The organism is Nonomuraea rhodomycinica, from assembly GCF_013363995.1.
GTDB lineage: Bacteria > Actinomycetota > Actinomycetes > Streptosporangiales > Streptosporangiaceae > Nonomuraea > Nonomuraea rhodomycinica.
This window is the reverse complement of the sequence record NZ_JABWGO010000002.1, coordinates 386,186-402,437: the sequence shown is the minus strand read 5'-3', so window position 1 is coordinate 402,437 and position 16,252 is coordinate 386,186. Positions and strand designations below refer to the sequence as shown.

9 protein-coding genes are annotated in these 16,252 nt (G+C 67.4%); 3 read left to right on the top strand and 6 right to left on the bottom strand.

The genetic code is table 11. The features are described 5' to 3' along the window. The first annotated feature begins 187 nt into the window (after window positions 1–187). Window positions 188–877: a FadR/GntR family transcriptional regulator gene (locus HT134_RS12885; protein ID WP_175600593.1), complete on the top strand. Its 690-nt coding sequence runs from the start codon at window positions 188–190 to the stop codon at window positions 875–877. A gap of 102 nt (window positions 878–979) precedes the next feature. Here the strand turns inward: HT134_RS12885 and HT134_RS12880 are convergent, their stop codons facing one another. After that, complete coding sequence (locus HT134_RS12880; protein WP_175600592.1) at window positions 980–2,059, bottom strand: DUF6461 domain-containing protein; 1,080 nt, start codon at window positions 2,057–2,059, stop codon at window positions 980–982. 726 nt (window positions 2,060–2,785) lie between these two features. After that, entirely contained in the window at window positions 2,786–3,814 is a 1,029-nt protein-coding gene (locus tag HT134_RS12875; protein WP_175600591.1) for a hypothetical protein, read from the bottom strand. A 428-nt stretch (window positions 3,815–4,242) separates the two neighbouring features. On the opposite strand from HT134_RS12875, the gene HT134_RS12870 reads away from it, so the two are divergent. Next, window positions 4,243–4,803 carry an SMI1/KNR4 family protein gene (locus tag HT134_RS12870; protein WP_175600590.1) on the top strand — a complete coding sequence of 187 codons (561 nt, stop codon included), beginning with the start codon at window positions 4,243–4,245 and terminating at the stop codon, window positions 4,801–4,803. A 170-nt stretch (window positions 4,804–4,973) separates the two neighbouring features. Here the strand turns inward: HT134_RS12870 and HT134_RS12865 are convergent, their stop codons facing one another. The 3 genes from HT134_RS12865 to HT134_RS12855 all read right to left on the bottom strand — a co-directional run bounded on the left by HT134_RS12865 (window position 4,974) and on the right by HT134_RS12855 (window position 14,081). Next, window positions 4,974–11,807 carry a DNRLRE domain-containing protein gene (locus HT134_RS12865; RefSeq protein ID WP_175600589.1) on the bottom strand — a complete coding sequence of 2,278 codons (6,834 nt, stop codon included), beginning with the start codon at window positions 11,805–11,807 and terminating at the stop codon, window positions 4,974–4,976. 315 nt (window positions 11,808–12,122) lie between these two features. Beyond that, window positions 12,123–12,785, bottom strand: a complete 663-nt coding sequence (locus HT134_RS12860) for a DUF4240 domain-containing protein (protein WP_175600588.1) — start codon at window positions 12,783–12,785, stop codon at window positions 12,123–12,125. Window positions 12,786–12,917: 132 nt separating this feature from the next. Next, complete coding sequence (locus HT134_RS12855; RefSeq protein WP_175600587.1) at window positions 12,918–14,081, bottom strand: acyl-CoA dehydrogenase family protein; 1,164 nt, start codon at window positions 14,079–14,081, stop codon at window positions 12,918–12,920. A gap of 96 nt (window positions 14,082–14,177) precedes the next feature. Between HT134_RS12855 and HT134_RS12850 the strand changes: the two genes are divergently transcribed. Continuing rightward, window positions 14,178–15,521 (top strand): UDP-glucose dehydrogenase family protein, encoded by a 1,344-nt coding sequence (locus HT134_RS12850; protein ID WP_205302018.1) that lies wholly within the window; start codon window positions 14,178–14,180, stop codon window positions 15,519–15,521. Window positions 15,522–15,742: 221 nt separating this feature from the next. Here HT134_RS12850 and purE read toward each other — a convergent pair whose 3' ends face one another. After that, window positions 15,743–16,240: a 5-(carboxyamino)imidazole ribonucleotide mutase gene (gene purE / locus HT134_RS12845; RefSeq protein WP_175601092.1), complete on the bottom strand. Its 498-nt coding sequence runs from the start codon at window positions 16,238–16,240 to the stop codon at window positions 15,743–15,745. Window positions 16,241–16,252: the final 12 nt, after the last annotated feature.

Here is a 16,252-nt window from a genome sequence, read left to right as displayed (position 1 = left end):
CTTCCGAACGATCGGCAGGACGACCACGCCACGCTCGCCCCCGGCGTCTCGTGGGAGCGGCGACCGGGCCGCGTCCATCCGGTGGCTCCTCCATGTCGTCGATGTGAACTTTCCCGCTTCGCCTGGCCTTACGGGACCGAGAGGTGGGATGTTTTGACACGAGGTCGTCGACGAGCCTGGAGGCAGCATGCGTACGCGTGACGGCGCGTCGCTTCAAGAGCGCATCGTCGCCCTGATCCACGAGCGCGGACTGGCCCCCGGGTCGCCGATGCCGACCGAGGTCCAGTTGATGGACCTGCTCGGAGCGAGCCGGAACAGCGTCCGCGAGGCCGTACGGGCTCTGAAGGCGTTGGGCATCGTCGAGATCCGGCACGGTCACGGGACGTTCGTCGGTCACGCGTCCCTCGACGTGCTGACCCCGTCGCTCGCCTTCCAGGTGCGCTCGGGTCCGGGCGGCGGGATCCGCGCGCTGCACGACCTCGTCGAGGTCCGCGAACTCCTGGAGACCGAACTGATCGGCCAGGTGGCCCGGAGCACCAGCGCCGTCCGGCTCGCCGCGCTGGACGCCCTGGTCAACGGCATGGACCGGGACCGGGAAGCCGATCGGGCGTTCCACGCGCTGCTGTACGAGTCGTGCGGCAACGAGCTGGTGCTGCAGCTGATCGGCCTGTTCTGGGACGTCTACCACGAGGTGGAGCCGACGCTCGGGCCCCCGGAGGAGCGGACCGCGGAGATCGTCGTCAACCACCGCCGGATCGTGGCGGCGCTGCGCGCCCGGGACGCCGAGGCCGCGCGAGAGGCGATGCGGCTGCACTTCCGCGACGTGAAGGCGCGCATCGCCCGAGCGGAGGCACGGTCACTGACCGCCCCGACCTGACCCAGGTTTCGCGGGACGGATCGAGCGGCTTCCTATGGTCCGCGTCGTTGTGGGGGTCATGGCCAACTGGTGACGGAGCGGGGTTCGGGGGCGCGGCAAATCTCAGGAATGCCGCAGATCGTACTCAATGCGACATCCCACCTTGTAGAGCACTTCCATGCGTTCATGCTCGGCCGGGGGAAGCCGCAGATATTTTCCTTGAGATGCGGCTGCGAGGGCCGCCTCGATCGGGTCGGGGAGCAGGGCCGCCATGAGGACACGCGTGGCACTGCTGGCCACTTCAAGCTCCAACGCTGCGTCCGCACGGCCCGGAGTGGCGTCGGCACGTAGCCTTCCGGCCTGTTGCCAGGTCATGTCTCTGTGCTCGGCCAGGAGCGCCTGAAGGGCTTGGCGCTGGCCCGGGTAACGCTCTCCGTGGTCGAGTAGTGCCATGATCTCCTCGGCCAGCTCGCCCTGCAGCGCGGCCACGCCGGCGGCGGCGGAGACGACCATCCTGGCGATCGCCGGAGCCGCCGTAGGCGCCGGTCCGGACAGAATGCGCGTGAACTCGGGTTCGTCGAGAAAGGAGGGCCGAGGGCTGAGGTAAGAGGGCAGCACGGGCAGGTCGGGCAGCGGGTCCGTGATCGTGAAGACGAAGCGCGGTGAATGCAGCCAGTCCGGCGTCAGTGGCCGCCCGCTGATCTTTTCGCCCAATGCCAGGCTGCGTGCTTTGCGTGTCTCGACCGGCAGCCCGCCGTGCAGGCCAACCTCCCGCAGCACCGGATCCAGCACCGCCGGGTCGGCTCCGTAGCGCGTCTCGACCTCCACCAGGTTGAACGAAGTCTTGATCTCTCCGTCTGCGGCATAGCAGACCGAGCTGTCCAGTTCGATATTCCAGGAGACGCTGAACGCCTGCCCACCGGATGACAGCGGGCCTATGATCTCTGGGCGCACCCCTTGGAAACCGGCTGGTTCGAGCGCGATGACCCAATCGCCCAAAGGAGCGAGCTGGAGCAGTTGCCCAGGGTGTTCCTCTTCCAAGTCCTCGATGTCGTCCGGGGTGGCCCACGCGCCGCTCGACATGTCCGCACCAAACCTGCGCGCCACCTCCTCCAGATCGTCGCCCTGACACCAGCTGAGGCACAGCTGCCCCGGCAGGCCCGCTAGACGAAGCTCAGCAAATGTCGCATCGGAAGGACTCATGTGATGACCTTTCTTATGCGAGAAGATTGCTGTTGCGGCCGCTGCGGCCCAGTGCGGCCGCAGTGGCTTGGGATCACCCAGAATGCGTCCCGAGGCTTTTCCAACCTGATCGCGCAGGTCGCCGCGGGCAGACCTTCGCCGACAAGGAGGGGCAACTATCGGATCTTCATAGGTCCAGGTAGCGGGCTATCACCGGAAACACCACGGGCCTCCGCAGCTTCGCCAAGACCGCCCAGCCCATGTCCGATCACCCACCGTGGGCGTCGTAGTGCGCGTAGGCCAGAGCTTCGAACCCCGGCTGCTCTTCGGTGGAGCACCTCAGGCAGTTCGATCATGATCGTCCATCAGACGTCATAGTCGATGACTTCCTCGACCGGTCGACGGGAAAGCCTGCTTTCCAACCACGCGACACGCGCTTTCACGGCGGCAGCGCTCGATCAGGTCCCATAAGTCGTCGACGTCCATGCCGCGTGACGCTGGCATTTCTTGATCCACACTGTGAAGAGCACAGAACCGGGATGGAACAGGCCGGCTTCAGCGGACGGGCGGCTCAGCTGGTCGTGGAACTGGCGCTCGCCGCGAAACCGGTCCGCTGGAGCTTGCCGATCCGACGGATATGACGACTCTCGGCCATGACAGCGGCCCACCCAGGTGAAGCACAACCGCCGACGTCCACGGAGGCGAGCGTTGCATCGAGCACACGGCAAGGATCACAGACCTCACGGCCTACTGGATGCTCCAGGAGTGCGGGTGCGAGGGAACGCGGCAGGCGAAGACGTTCAGCTGCCCCCAGTTACCCACGGCGACCTCGGTCGGTGTGGCGAAGCGGTGCGCGGGCAGATCCTGCTCCTCGATCGGCTTCCAGCTGCCGCTGCCGCCGTCCCACTCCTTGCTGTGGATGGTCAGCAGCAGGTCCATCGGCGCCGCGCAGGTCCGGCAATCCATGGGGGACGGGTCGGTCACGTGCCACGACGCGAACCCTCCGGCGCGCCAGCCGGGCGGAATGGACAGGTCGAACTGGTAGGTGGGCGCCTCGGGGGCCTCGTCGTTCTCCCACTCTTCGGCCTCCTCCTCGAGGGCTTCCTCCCAGGCGTCGATCCGGGCGCGCAGGTCCTCGGGCAGCAAACCGGCGAACGGGTAGGTGGCCACTTGTTCCGGGTGCAGCACGCAAGGCTCCGGTACGTACCCCTCGAAGCCGACGACCGCTGGTCGAGGCGGCGCGGCCAGGACCTCCACCACCTCGGAGGACCGGCGCCAACGGAGGTCGATCGACATGCCGTAGCCGGTCCCTCCGTGCAGGTCGAACGGGCACCAGAACACCTGGAGCAGGTCGCACCCGTCCGGGCCCGCCAGCAGGTCGGGAACGTCCCGCCGGTACAGCTGGGCGACCCCGATCATCGGCAGCGGATCGGTGTCGGCCACCCCCGCGACGCGATGCTTCCGCGCCCGCTCCTCCAGGAGTGCCCGCTCCTCCGTCGTGGGACCGGGATTCGCATCGCGGGCCCAGGCTGCCGCGAGGATCTGTCGCTCCCGATGGATGTCGGCGGGGCGCCGGCCGACCCCGCGCCGGTGCGGTTCCGTGCACACCGGCCATGGCTCGTCCGCCGGCCACAGAAGCGGCCCGCCCACGGAGCTGGAGGACACGTCGGGGCTGCCCGGACGCGGGTGCAGCCGGGTAGTCGTGCCGCGGTAGGCGGCCAACTCCGGGAACAACGCCTCGACATCGAGCGGGCGCGGCGGCGTGGTCCTCGTCACGGATGCGATCTTAGACAACACCTCAGTTACCGGGAGCCCCGCTCGCGTTCTCCGGGCGCCGACTCGAACGTGACCGAACCCGACCGCCTCCTGGCTCAACTCCGACACCGAGCAGTGATCACCAAGCCGCGGCGCAGCTGCGTCAGCAAGATCGGTCAGCGCGGGGATGCTCCCGCCGGCACGGCTTTCGCCTCAGCCCTTGGTCGCCCGATGGCAGAGCCGGACAAAGGAGGGGCCTGGCGGCGATCGGCCGACCACGAACGGTGTGCACGAAGCAGGCGATCATCACCACATCAGCCAACCGGCATCGCGCTTAGGAGAGCTGTGCTCCCAGGGTCCGGTGTGCTGGGTGAGCTGCGGGGACGCCAAGCATCCAGCGAGCCATGCCTGACATGCAGTACCCACTCGAAGCGGGATATTTTCCTTCCATGAGCGCCAAGTACGCATGGTCTGAATACTTCCCTGCAAGGCCTCCGGTGAGCGAGAATTCTGGTCATCCGGCGGTCAGTCCACTCGGCGATCTGTATCCCCCGGCTACCGAGGCAGAGATCCTCCAGCTTGAAGAGCGGCTGGCCACGGAGTTGCCGCCAAGTTACCGGCAGTTTCTCCTGTTCGCCAACGGGTGGGGCAGCGACGATGACTGCTGTCTCCTGCGTGTCGAAGAAGTCGGCTGGCTTCGCGATGTCGATCCCCCGGTCGCCGAGAGCTGGTCAGCACCCAAGCGGGAGAACTCCTGGAGCGTGCCCGACGAGCGTTACTTCGTCTACGGACCGGAGCAGGACTCCATCCATTACAGAGGGGAGTATGTGCGAGACACTCTTTTGGTCGGATATTGGGCTGACGGAGTCGCTCTCCTCAATCCCCACGTCAGCACCGCTGAAGGCGAGTGGGAAGCCTGGTATCTCGCGCCAGGGCTGCCAGGGGCCAACCGTTACAGGTCCTTCTGGGACCTCGCGATGGACGAGCTGAGAATGCGATACGCCCATTGACGTCCCTTTCTTCGTTACGACATGGCCTGCCTTTCACGTGATCCGCACTCGCTGGAGCGAAGGCAACCCTTGATCGGCAGCGGCCGATCAAGGGTTGCGCGGAGAGGTTCAACCCTGGATGCCGGATTCGACGCCGGCCTCGAATCCGGCCCCCAGCACTGCGTCGACCCCTAGTCGATCATCACCCAGAAAGAGTTCTCATTGCCGACCCTGAAGTCGGCGTAGAATCTACCCAGGGCATTGCCCTGGTCCTGGTTGTCCTTCGCCTTGATCGCGCGAATCGAGAAGTCCCAGTCGGTGCTCGCAGCCCCTTCCAGCGTGGACTTGAATGGATATTCGTCGCAGTTCAGATCCTTGAATCTGGCCTGGGCGACATACTTTTCCCACTGGTAGTACTTGCAGTAGTTGCTTCCGTAGTTGTCCGGCCATTCCTTCTCATTCGCCGTGCCTGGCTCAGAGATGAACGCGCGTTGCGCAAAGACGCGATTGTTCGAGTTGATCCTGATCTTGTCGGTGGTCCTGTGCAGCGGTTCGCCTGCATCGCTCCCCACAGGAGCCGCCCAGTTCCCCGGGATGCGCTTGGGCTGCTCCGTGCCGAGGACAGCCCTGATCGGCGGATTCGGGACCTCGTACTCCCCTGCGCGTTTGGGCGGGTAGGTACTCTTGTTCGTCGCGGGGTTGAGAGCGTCCTTGATGTGCTGGGCCGTCTCCGGGAATTCCGCCCCGCTGCCGGTGGACATGACGAATACGCGTTTCGACCTGGTGTTGATGCAGCCGCCGACGCGATCCTCGACCTGCGGGTCACTCGCGCCGAACGCGAGACTGTCACAACGGAAGTGGGGCATCCATCGCTTCCAGCCCACGGGCATGTCGTCGCCATGGCGCGCGACGCCGACCCATTTGCCCTTGACGTCGATGACCTTCTCGCTGAAGAGGGGCAGGCGCAACCACTCCACCCCGAGGTCGGTGTAGAGCACAGCCTCAGGGCTGAACGCGCAGGTGACTACGCCCGGATCATCGATGGTCGTTCGAATGTTGAAGATATCGTACGGGCTCGATTGCCAGCCAGAGATGTCCTTCTTCTTCTCTCCGTCACCGGTGGCGCAGCCCTCATCCGTGTGAAGAGGATCTGGAATATAGACTCTCGTTGTGATGGGTAGGCCGTTCAACTGGTCTCCGGGCTTGAGCACGCGCCCGTCTTCACCGATGAGCACGAAATCATCGAGCTGGATGAACATCTTCATGTCCGTCGGCTTGAGGCCGGTCCCGGATCCACCCACCACACCGGTCCCGGTCGCGTTCCCGAGATAGCTGTGGATGACCACCGTGGCCCGGAACCGGAGGGCGATGTCTTCATCGAACGGCTCGTCCAGCTGCTTACAGGCCCATTTGAGAACCGGATTCTTGAACACGCTCTTGCAGCCGGCTTTCACCCATCTGCCGCTCGACTCGTCCTCCACGTAGTCGTTCACTTGAAGGTAGGAGGACCAGCAGGAGTTGTACGGCAGCTCACGGATTCGCGCATCGTACTCGCCATGCCCGGTCTCACTTCCGCTGACCTGGCATGTCTGCAGATTGATGCGCTCGTAATCGAAGCCGCCGGTCGCGGCCACGGCCTGGGTGGACGTGGTCTTCTGCGGTGCGGGCTCGGCCACAGGCGTCGGAGCCGAGGCCATCGCACTGGCGACCTCATCAGCGCTGAGCGGGCGTTGGAAGATGCGGACCTCGTCGATGCTCCCTGCCATCGCCGCGCCGATCCGTAGCGAGGCCTGGGCGTTCCAGACGGGAGTGGACAACTGCGCGGTCCCGGCCTGTGCGCCGTTCACGTACAAGGTCGCTGTACGGGTATCCGCGTCGTACACGCCGGCCACGTGGAACCACTCGCCCACCGGTGGCTCGACGCCGGACAGCACGCCTTCGACCGTCGCGTCGGCGGTGTCGGCGCTGGTGAAGGTGAACACCAGTCCGTGGTCCGGGGTGTTGCCAAGGCGGAAGGGCGCCTGGTGGGTGCCCTTCTGCTCGAGGACGGAGTGGTCGCCGTCCTTGTCGCTCCAGCGCAGCCAGGCGGCGGCGGTGAAGCTCTGGTCGGTGCGGATCACCGGTCCGGTGGTCTGGGCCAGGGGCTCCTGGCCGGGCTGGGTGACGTCGACGGTGATCTGCTGCCAGTCCGACCAGGCCGAGGAGACGTCGCCGGCCACCGCGCGCAGGCGCCAGCGCACCTTCCACCCGTCGGCCAGCTTGCCCGCCGGGACGGTCATGCTCACCTGGGTGCCGGAGGCGACGTTGTCCGTGGCGCCGGTCCAGATCTGGCCAGTGCCCTGGCCGGTCGCGGCCGGGTCGTGCTCGATCTCGGCCTCGGCGCGCGACGCCTGGCCGGCGGGGTGGGTGAGGGTGGCCTGCAGCGTGGGGGTGAGCGCGGTGGTCACCGTTACGCCGTTCACCACCTTCGACGGGGTGACGGTCAGACCGGTGGCGGTGGGCTTGGGCAGGCTGACGGTGAAGGACTGCCACTCCGACCAGGCGGAGGCGGCGGTGGATGAGACCGCGCGGGCCCGCCAGCGCACCTTCCACCCGTCGGCCAGCTTGTCCGCCGCGACCGTGATGGTCGCCTGGGTACCGGCCGGGACGTTGTCGGCGCTGCCGGTCCAGATCTGGCCCGATCCCTGGCCTTCGGGTGCGGCCGGGTCGTGCTCGATCTCGGCCTCGGCCCGCAACGGCTTGTTCGCCGGGTCGCTGACCTGCGCCAGCAGAGCCGGGGTGCGGGTCGGGGTGACGGTGGTGCCATCCGCCTGTGTGGACGGAGTGACCTGCAACACGCCCACGGCCGGTTCAGAGACCTGGTCCGGCACATCCACGGTCAGGGCCTGCCAGTCCGACCATGGCGAGCCCACCGTGGTGACGGGGTTCACCGCCCGCACCCGCCAGCGCACCTTCCACCCGTCGGTCAGCTTCCCGTCGGCAATGGTCGCCGAGGCTTGGGTACCGGAGGGGACGTTGTCGACGGCGCCCGTCCAGATCTGGCCGGTGCCCTGCCCGGTCGCGGCCGGATCGTGCTCGACCTCGAACTCTGCCCGTACCGGCTGGGCGGCCGGGTCGGTGACCGTGGTGCGCAGGGCCGGGGTCAGGCTCGTGGTCACGGTAACGCCGTTCACCACCTGGGAGGGGGTGACCTGGAAGGCGCCGACCGTCGGATTCGGCACGTCCACCGTGGCCGTCTGCCAGGCCGACCAGGCCGAGGTGGTCGCTGCGGTGGCGTTGGCCGCGCGGGCCCGCCAGCGGATCTTCCAACCGTCGGCCAGTCTCCCGGTGGGGACGCTCACCGTGGCCTGGCCGCCGGAAGTGACCACCGCGGAGGCTCCGGCCCAGATCTGGCCGGTGCCCTGCCCGGTCGCGCCCGGATCGTGCTCGACCTCGAACTCGCCGGTGAGACGTCCGCTCGCGGTGTCGGCGACGGTCGCGGCAAGCTGCGGGGTGAATGAGGTGGTGACGGTGACGCCGTTCACGCTCTGCGCCGGCGTGATGGCCAGGTTGGAGACGACCGGCTGCGAGGCGGGTCCGCTGGTGGTGATGGTCAGCGTGGGCGGCTGGTTGAAGTCGGTGTCTTCGGATGCTGTGAGGTAGCGCCAGTTGGTCGTGGTTCCCTCGGTGGGTGACTGCACCACCAGACCGTGGTCGGCGGCTCCTGCTGCCCAGTCCTGGGCGATGGCGGTGACGTTCCACCCCAGGTGTTTGGCACCCTCGGCGCATGACTGGTCGTAGCCGGCCTTGTTGATCTGCGCGTCCTCGGTGGTCGCCGCAGGCTTGTTCGCCCAGTAGAGGTTGTCGGCGTTCCAGGCGCCGGTCACCCGGCGGACCTGAAGGCCGTCACTGACCGACGCCCCGCAGGCCGAGCTGACGATGTTGTACAGCGACAGCTTCGCGTCGGTCACTGTCTGCCCCTGCAGACTTCCCGTGGGGAAGCGCAGGTACGAGCGCATCTTCTGCCCCTGCTGCACGCCGGCGATCATGACAGGGCCGTCGGGGTACGCCGGTGAGTCCACCGTGTCGGTGCTGGCGAGTGTGAGGTCCTCACTGCTCGTCGACGCCGCCATCGGCTGAATCCGGACGGGGTAGGTGGTGGCGGAATCGGCCATGAAGTGGTGGTCGGGCTTGACCACCAGCTCGGTGCGGCCATCCCGTGTCGTCACCTCGGTGCTGACCGGGACGCTCTTGGCCAGCGGGCGCCGTCCCTCGGCGCTGCCGTCCCACATGAGCGGGCGCGGCGCCGAAACGACAGTCTTCTTGTCCTTGCCCTTCAACAGCAGCCGGCCGCCCTTGCCCCGAGTCAGGGTCAGGCCGTCGTCTTCGACGCCGATACGCAGCTCCAGCGGCTTGGCCGGCCTCTGCCGCAGCACCACCTCGTGCCGGAACCCGGCAGGCAAAGCCGTCACCACCAGATCGGCGCCCACGCCCGCCGCGTCGGTGTAGGTGGCCACACTGCCCTTGACCGTCGGCTTGGGCAGCGGCGTCGGCCAGCGCAGCGCGTACGACTTACCGTCAGCGGACATCTTCACGAACGGATCCGTGCCACCGGCGGAGATCTCCACGACCGCGCCCTCGGCGAGGGTCTTGGGCCGCAGCTTGCCGCCCTGCTCGGCCAGGGTGGTGTCGATCGGCGTCCAGCCGCTGCCCTGCCTGGCCCGGACCGGACCGGTCGTGACCTCGGTCTTGAACGTCTTCCCGTCGGGCTGTGCGTAGGTGATGCTGGTCGCGGTCGTCTCGTCGGCGACCGCCACGGCCTTGCCTTGCTGGGCAGCCGCCCTGGAAGCGGCGATCCGCGCCTGAGACGGCATGTTGGAGATCGCGTGCCCGCTCTTCCCGGTGATCCACGCCGCCGTGTCGCTGAGCGATGCTTTGTGATCATTGCCGGACGAGTCGGCAGCGATCTCCCCAGTGCCCTCGTCGAACGTCCAGTGGGCGGCCGCCTGGTCGATGGTGCGGAAGGACCAGGTGTACGGAACCATCTCGTTCTCCGAAGCATCGATCGCTCCTGAGATCTCAACGGTGTACGCCGTGCCGGGGTGGAGCGGCTGCGTGGGACTGAAAGTCGCGATTTTCTTCGTGTCGTCCAGCGTGGTGGTGCCCTGGATCTGGACGCCTTGCGCGCTCTTCACCACGACCTGTGGATCGAAGATCTCCTCAGAGAACGTCACCCGAACCCGAGAGTCCAGGGAAACATCGGTGGCTCCACTGGCTGGCTCTGTCGCCAGCACCCGTGGCGGCGTCGTGTCCTCACCCTCGGGATTGGTGGTGTCGTCGCTGTCGCCGGGATACGGCACTGCGGGGGAGAGCTTGTCGGTTCCGATCAAGGTGCCTACCCCGTCCCGCTGCCCTTCATTCGCAGCGATCAGCTCATCGCTCAGCGGTTCGATCAGCTCATCGGGTTGTGGCACGTAGACGGACTTGGTGAGAGCTTCCTCGTATTCAGGAATCGAGGTGAGCGGCTCCCGTGAGGTGGTGACCACCGTCTCCAGTCGTGGCGGCGTGGGTGCCTCGAAGTCGATGGTGAGGATGGGTGGATGGAGTTGCCCCTTGCAGGCCTCCAGCGGGGTGCTCCTGCAGCCGCCTGCTTCGTCGGTCCGATAGCGGCGCCAGTTGGTGCTGTCCGATTCGCTGCCGGCAGTGAGTTGGACACCGTAGTTGGCTTCGCCGTTCGACCACGCCTGAACGATCTCGTCGATCGAGTAGACCAGGTCCCATTCTTTACCTGCCCAGCTCGCGGCCCCACTGGTGCAGTTGGGGCTGTAGGCGGCATATTCGGTGATCTGCCCTGTGGAGGTGACCGACGGCTGGCTGTTCCACGTCATGGTCGCTTCGTCCCAGGCCGACGTGATCCGCCGGGTGGTGATCCCGGAGCCGACGTAGGTCCCGCAGTCGCTGGACAGGTGGTTCCACAGGATCAGGTCAGCGTTCTGGACCTTGAGGCCGCGGAACTCGGCGGGCATGTCGGGGAACTTGATGTAGCTGCGCCAGCGGACGGTGCCGCTGTTGGACTTGCCGACGAGAATTCGGTCCAGCCGGAAGTTGTCCCAGCTGTCCGGGTAATCCTTGTCGTTGACGAAGGTGTCCGAGCCCTGTTTGGGCAGGCCGCCTGCGCCGGTATGGCTCTCCCACCAGTCGGCTGCCACGGCCGCCATGGTCACGGGGTAGGTGACCGCAGGGTCGGCCAGGAATGTGGCGTCCGGGGTGAACACCAGCGACTTGCCGTCGTCATCGAGGCTGACGGCGGCCTTGCCGACCTTGCCCGCGTCGATGGGGGCGTAGGCGTCGGCGGCCGTGGCGTCCTGCAGGAGCGTCGGCCGCACCTCGGTCAGCGTCTTGCTGTCCTTGCCCACGATGATGGGCCGGCCTTGAGCGTTCTTGCTGAAGGAGAGTCCGGCGGGCAGTGCCACCGGCATGGTGAAGGTGACCGGGCCGGTGGGCCGTTCGGTGATGACAACCTGCTGCCGGAAGCCGGTCGCGGTCGCGGTCACCAGGAGGTCGCGGCCCTTGCCGTAGGCGGCCGGATATCGCGCGGTGTTGCCCTTCAGCGTGGGCTTGGGCAACGTCGAGGGTGTGGTGATCTTGGCTGTGTCGGCGCCTGCTGTTGCTCGGCTCTTGAGCAGAGTCTTGTCCTGCCCGGCAGACAGCGTGAGGGTGCCGTTGATCGCCTTGGGCTTGATCACGCCGCCCTGCTCGACGAGCGTGGTGTCGATCGCGGTGAAGCCCTTGCCGTCGGTGTTCTTGACCCGGACCGGCTGGCTGTGCAGCTCCATCCGGAGGGTCTTGCCGTCGGGGTTGGCGTAGACGGTGGCACTTTCTGAGCGTAGCGACTCGATTTCGACGCGACGGTTGTCCTTCTTCGCCTGCGTCAGCGCTTCGCTGGTGGGGGAGTCATGCGCGCTTGGCGGGGGTGTCGTGGCGGTGCTTGGAGGAGTGGTGGTGGGGGGTGGCGTGGGGCCCTGGGCGATCGCGGGTGCGCTCATCAGCGAGAGCGGCAGTGTCAGAGCCGCGAGCAGGGCAGCGCGACGGCGCGTCCGGCCGGATAAGCCCGACGCTGTTGGTGATGTGTTCACTCCAGCCTTTCGAACATAAGTGGCAAAACGGAGTGATCATCACATGTGTTGCGATCTTAGTAAAGATCCTTTCGGTGACGGAGCAGGTGGTCTTCGGTGAGCATCGGCCGCGTGGATCGGCATCGTGCTGGACGCCTGCGTCATGCAGGCAGACGATCGATAACCGGCTTTCCAGCCTTCGGCCACCAGGATTGAGACCAAGGATCTCGGCTGACACTCGACGCATCAGCCAAGGCCGTAGTGCCGTGCCAGCCGTGGAAGACGACGAGCGAACTCCGCCTCGTCACCGAAATCCCAATCCTCGCCATCAGGCTCCGCGTGGTAGGTCAGAAAGGGAAACTTGCTGCGGACGCCTCGTGCGCGAACGGCATCCCCCAAGCCGTCCGTTTCGAGGCCGGTCGCTCGCTTGTAGGGCTCGAAGGTGACGTAACGCAGGAGCTCGAACTTGGGGTAGTCCTCACCTGGCCACAGCTCTCGCCGGATGCGAGTGACCCGCCTCAGGCGGAACTCGCCATCCCGGCCCCAGGTCGTCCTCTCGTGAGAGAAGTTCTTCGACAACTCGAAGAGGCGCTGTACTTGCGGCAGCTCAAGGATCCGATCAGGACAGTCGGCGACCTTCTCGAAGGCATCGCGGCCCAGGCTGATCAGCCAGTTCATGAAGTATTCGAAGCCATCGGACGACCCGAATCCGGTGATGGTCCAGAACACCGCGTACATGTCCCAGGAGCAGGCCCGGTTGGCGCACACCGTGAACCAGACGTCGAAGTCCACGATCTCCTCGGCGGACAGGCCGCAGAGCTGGTCCTTCAGCCATGCCACTCGTGCTTGCCGGTTCTCGGTCTCGCGGGCCGAGCGCTCCACCAGCTCCCAGAAGCCGTCGATGTCCACGGCTGTGATCATGACACCCTCACGGGCCTCTTGCCCAGTGATCACGGAACAGCGCACTTCCGATCCGCTCGACCGACATACCGAAACCCGGGGCCGTACGCGCTCAGCCCCGGGTTTCTGCTGGTCATGGACCTACTTGAGAAGCTGACGGGCCATCACCATGCGCTGGATCTGGTTGGTGCCCTCGTAGATCTGGGTGATCTTGGCGTCGCGCATCATGCGCTCCACCGGGAAGTCCCTGGTGTAGCCGTACCCGCCCAGCAGTTGCACCGCGTCCGTGGTGATCTCCATGGCGGCGTCCGAGGCGGCGCACTTGGCGGCGCTCGACAGGAACGTGAGGTCCTTCTGCGGCTGCCCGTGCATGGCGAGCTCCGACTTGGCCGCCGCGTGGTAGGTGAGCTGCCGGGCCGCCTCCAGCTTCATGGCCATGTCCGCGAGCATGAACTGCACGCCCTGGAAGTCCGCCACCGGCTTGCCGAACTGCTTGCGCTCCTTCACGTACCCGACCGCGAAGTCCAGGGCGCCCTGGGCGATGCCGAGGGCCTGGGCGGCGATGGTGACGCGGGTGTGGTCGAGCGTGGCGAGGGCGGTCTTGAAGCCCGTCCCCGGGTCGCCGATCATGCGGTCGGCGGGGATGCGGACGTCGTCCAGGATGACCTGGCGGGTGGGCGACGCCTTGATGCCGAGCTTGCGCTCCTTCGGGCCGAAGGAGACGCCCTGGTCCGACTTCTCCACGACGAACGCGGAGATGCCGCGCGCCCCGGCGGAGGGGTCGGTCACGGCCATGACCGTGTAGTACTCGGACACGCCCGCGTTGGTGATCCACATCTTGGTGCCGTTGAGCACGTAGTGGTCGCCGTCGAGGACGGCGCGGGTCTTCATGGACGCCGCGTCCGAGCCTGCCTCGGGCTCCGACAGCGCGTACGAGAACATCGCCTCGCCCCGGGCGACCGGCGCCAGGTAGCGGGCCTTGAGGTCCTCGGAGGCCGACAGGAGCAGCGGCACGGTGCCGAGCTTGTTGACGGCCGGGATGAGCGAGGACGACGCGCAGGCCCGCGCCACCTCCTCGATGACGATGACCGCGGCGAGCGCGTCCGCCCCCGCGCCGCCGTACTGCTCGGGGACGTGGACGGCGTGCAGGTCCGCCGCGACGAGCGCCTTGTAGACGTCCCAGGGGAACTCCCCGGTCTCGTCGGCCTCGGCGGCCTGCGGGGCGATCTTCTCGTCGGCGAGGGCCCGGACCGTCTCCCGGAGCATGTCGTGCTCTTCGGCGGGCGCGTAGAGAGGGAAGCTCATGCTCAGATACTAGGACGTCCGACCAGTTTGTTACCAGCCGGTACGGTTTGTGAAATGGCACAGGTGGCACAGAACGAGATAACGCGGGCCGGTAACATGCCCTGGCGCATCGAAAGGAGCCGACACGTGCCATATCGCCTCACGGTGATCGGGACCGGATACCTGGGCATCACCCATGCGGCCTGCATGGCGGATCTCGGATTCGACGTCCTGGGCCTCGACATCGACGCCGACAAGATCGATCGGCTCAACAACGGTGAGCTGCCGATCCACGAACCGGGGCTCGAACCCGTGCTCCGCCGCGGGCTGGACTCGGGACGCCTGCGTTTCACCACCTCCTACGAGGAGATCGCCGAGTTCGGCGACGTCCACTTCATCTGTGTCGGCACCCCGCAGAAGCGCGGCGAGTACGCCGCCGACGTCTCCTACATGGACGCGGCCATCGACTCCCTCGCCCCGCTGCTGAACCGGGAGTGCCTGGTCGTCGGCAAGTCCACGGTGCCCGTCGGGACCGCCGGCCGCCTGGCCGACCGGCTCGCCCGCCTCGCCCCCGCCGGGGTCCAGGCCGAGCTGGCCTGGAACCCCGAGTTCCTGCGCGAGGGCTTCGCCGTCCAGGACACCCTCAAGCCCGACCGCATCGTCATCGGCGTCCGCTCCGAGCGGGCCGAGAAGGTGCTGCGCGAGGTCTACGAGCCGCTGGGCGAGGTGCCCATGGTGGTCACCGACTTCGCGACGTCCGAGCTGGTCAAGACCGCGGCCAACGCCTTCCTCGCCACCAAGATCTCGTTCATCAACGCGATGGCCGAGGTCTGCGAGGCCGCGCACGCCGACGTCAAGCAGCTCTCCGAGGCGCTGGCGTACGACGACCGCATCGGTGGCCGGTTCCTCAACGCCGGGCTCGGGTTCGGCGGCGGCTGCCTGCCCAAGGACATCCGGGCGTTCATGGCCCGGGCCGGTGAGCTGGGCGCCGACCAGGCGCTGACGTTCCTGCGCGAGGTGGACGCGATCAACATGCGCCGCCGCGCCCGCATGGTGGACCTCGCGCGCGAGCTGGCGGGCGGCTCCTTCCACGGCTGCACGGTGGGCGTGCTGGGGGCGGCGTTCAAGCCGAACTCCGACGACATCCGCGACTCCCCCGCGCTCGACGTGGCGGTCACGATCGGCCACCAGGGCGGCCGGGTCACGGTCTACGACCCGATCGCGCTGGACAACGCCCGCAAGGCGCACCCCGAGCTCAGCTACGGGGAGTCGGCGCTGGAGGCGGTGCGCGGCGCCCATGTGGTGCTGCTGCTGACGGAGTGGCAGGAGTTCGTGGAGCTGGACCCGGAGGAGCTGGGCGCCGCCGTGGCCACCCGCCGCATCGTGGACGGCCGCAACGCGCTCAACGCCGAGGCGTGGCGGTCGGCGGGCTGGCATTATCGCGCCCTCGGGCGTCCTTGATCTTTCTCGTTACGGCACAGCCCCGCCGGCGCCACCCGCCGCACGGGGCTGGGGGCCTCCAGGGAGACGGCCGCTGACCGGATGACGGCGGGGCGCCGTCACGGCGTCTTCCAGGCCATGGCTTCCGTCAAAGCGTGACCATGGCTTCCTCCTGAGCCTGACCATGGCTTCCGTCAAAGCCTGACCGGGGCCTCCACCAAGCGGCGGAGGCCCCGATCGGCTCAGTTCTCGCCGGCCCCGGCGCCCATCGTGGACGCCTCGGCGCGCAGCCGTTCGCCCTTGGCGTGGGCCTGTTCCTTCAGCCGGTCCTGGAACTCCTCCATGCGGCGCCGCAGCTCCGGGTCGGCGGCGGCCAGGATGCGCACGGCCAGCAGCCCGGCGTTCCGCGCCCCGCCCACGGCGACCGTGGCCACCGGCACTCCGGCGGGCATCTGGACGATGGACAGCAGCGAGTCCATCCCGTCGAGGTACTTCAGCGGCACCGGCACCCCGATGACCGGCAGCGGCGTCACCGAGGCCAGCATGCCCGGCAGGTGGGCCGCGCCGCCCGCCCCGGCGATGATGACCTTGAGGCCGCGCCCGGCCGCCTGCCGGCCGTAGTCGATCATCTCGACCGGCATCCGGTGCGCGGAGACCACGTCGGCCTCGAACGGCACGCCGAACTCGGCCACGGCCTCGGCCGCCGCCCGCATGACGGGCCAGTCGGAGTCGCTGCCCATGACGATGCCGAC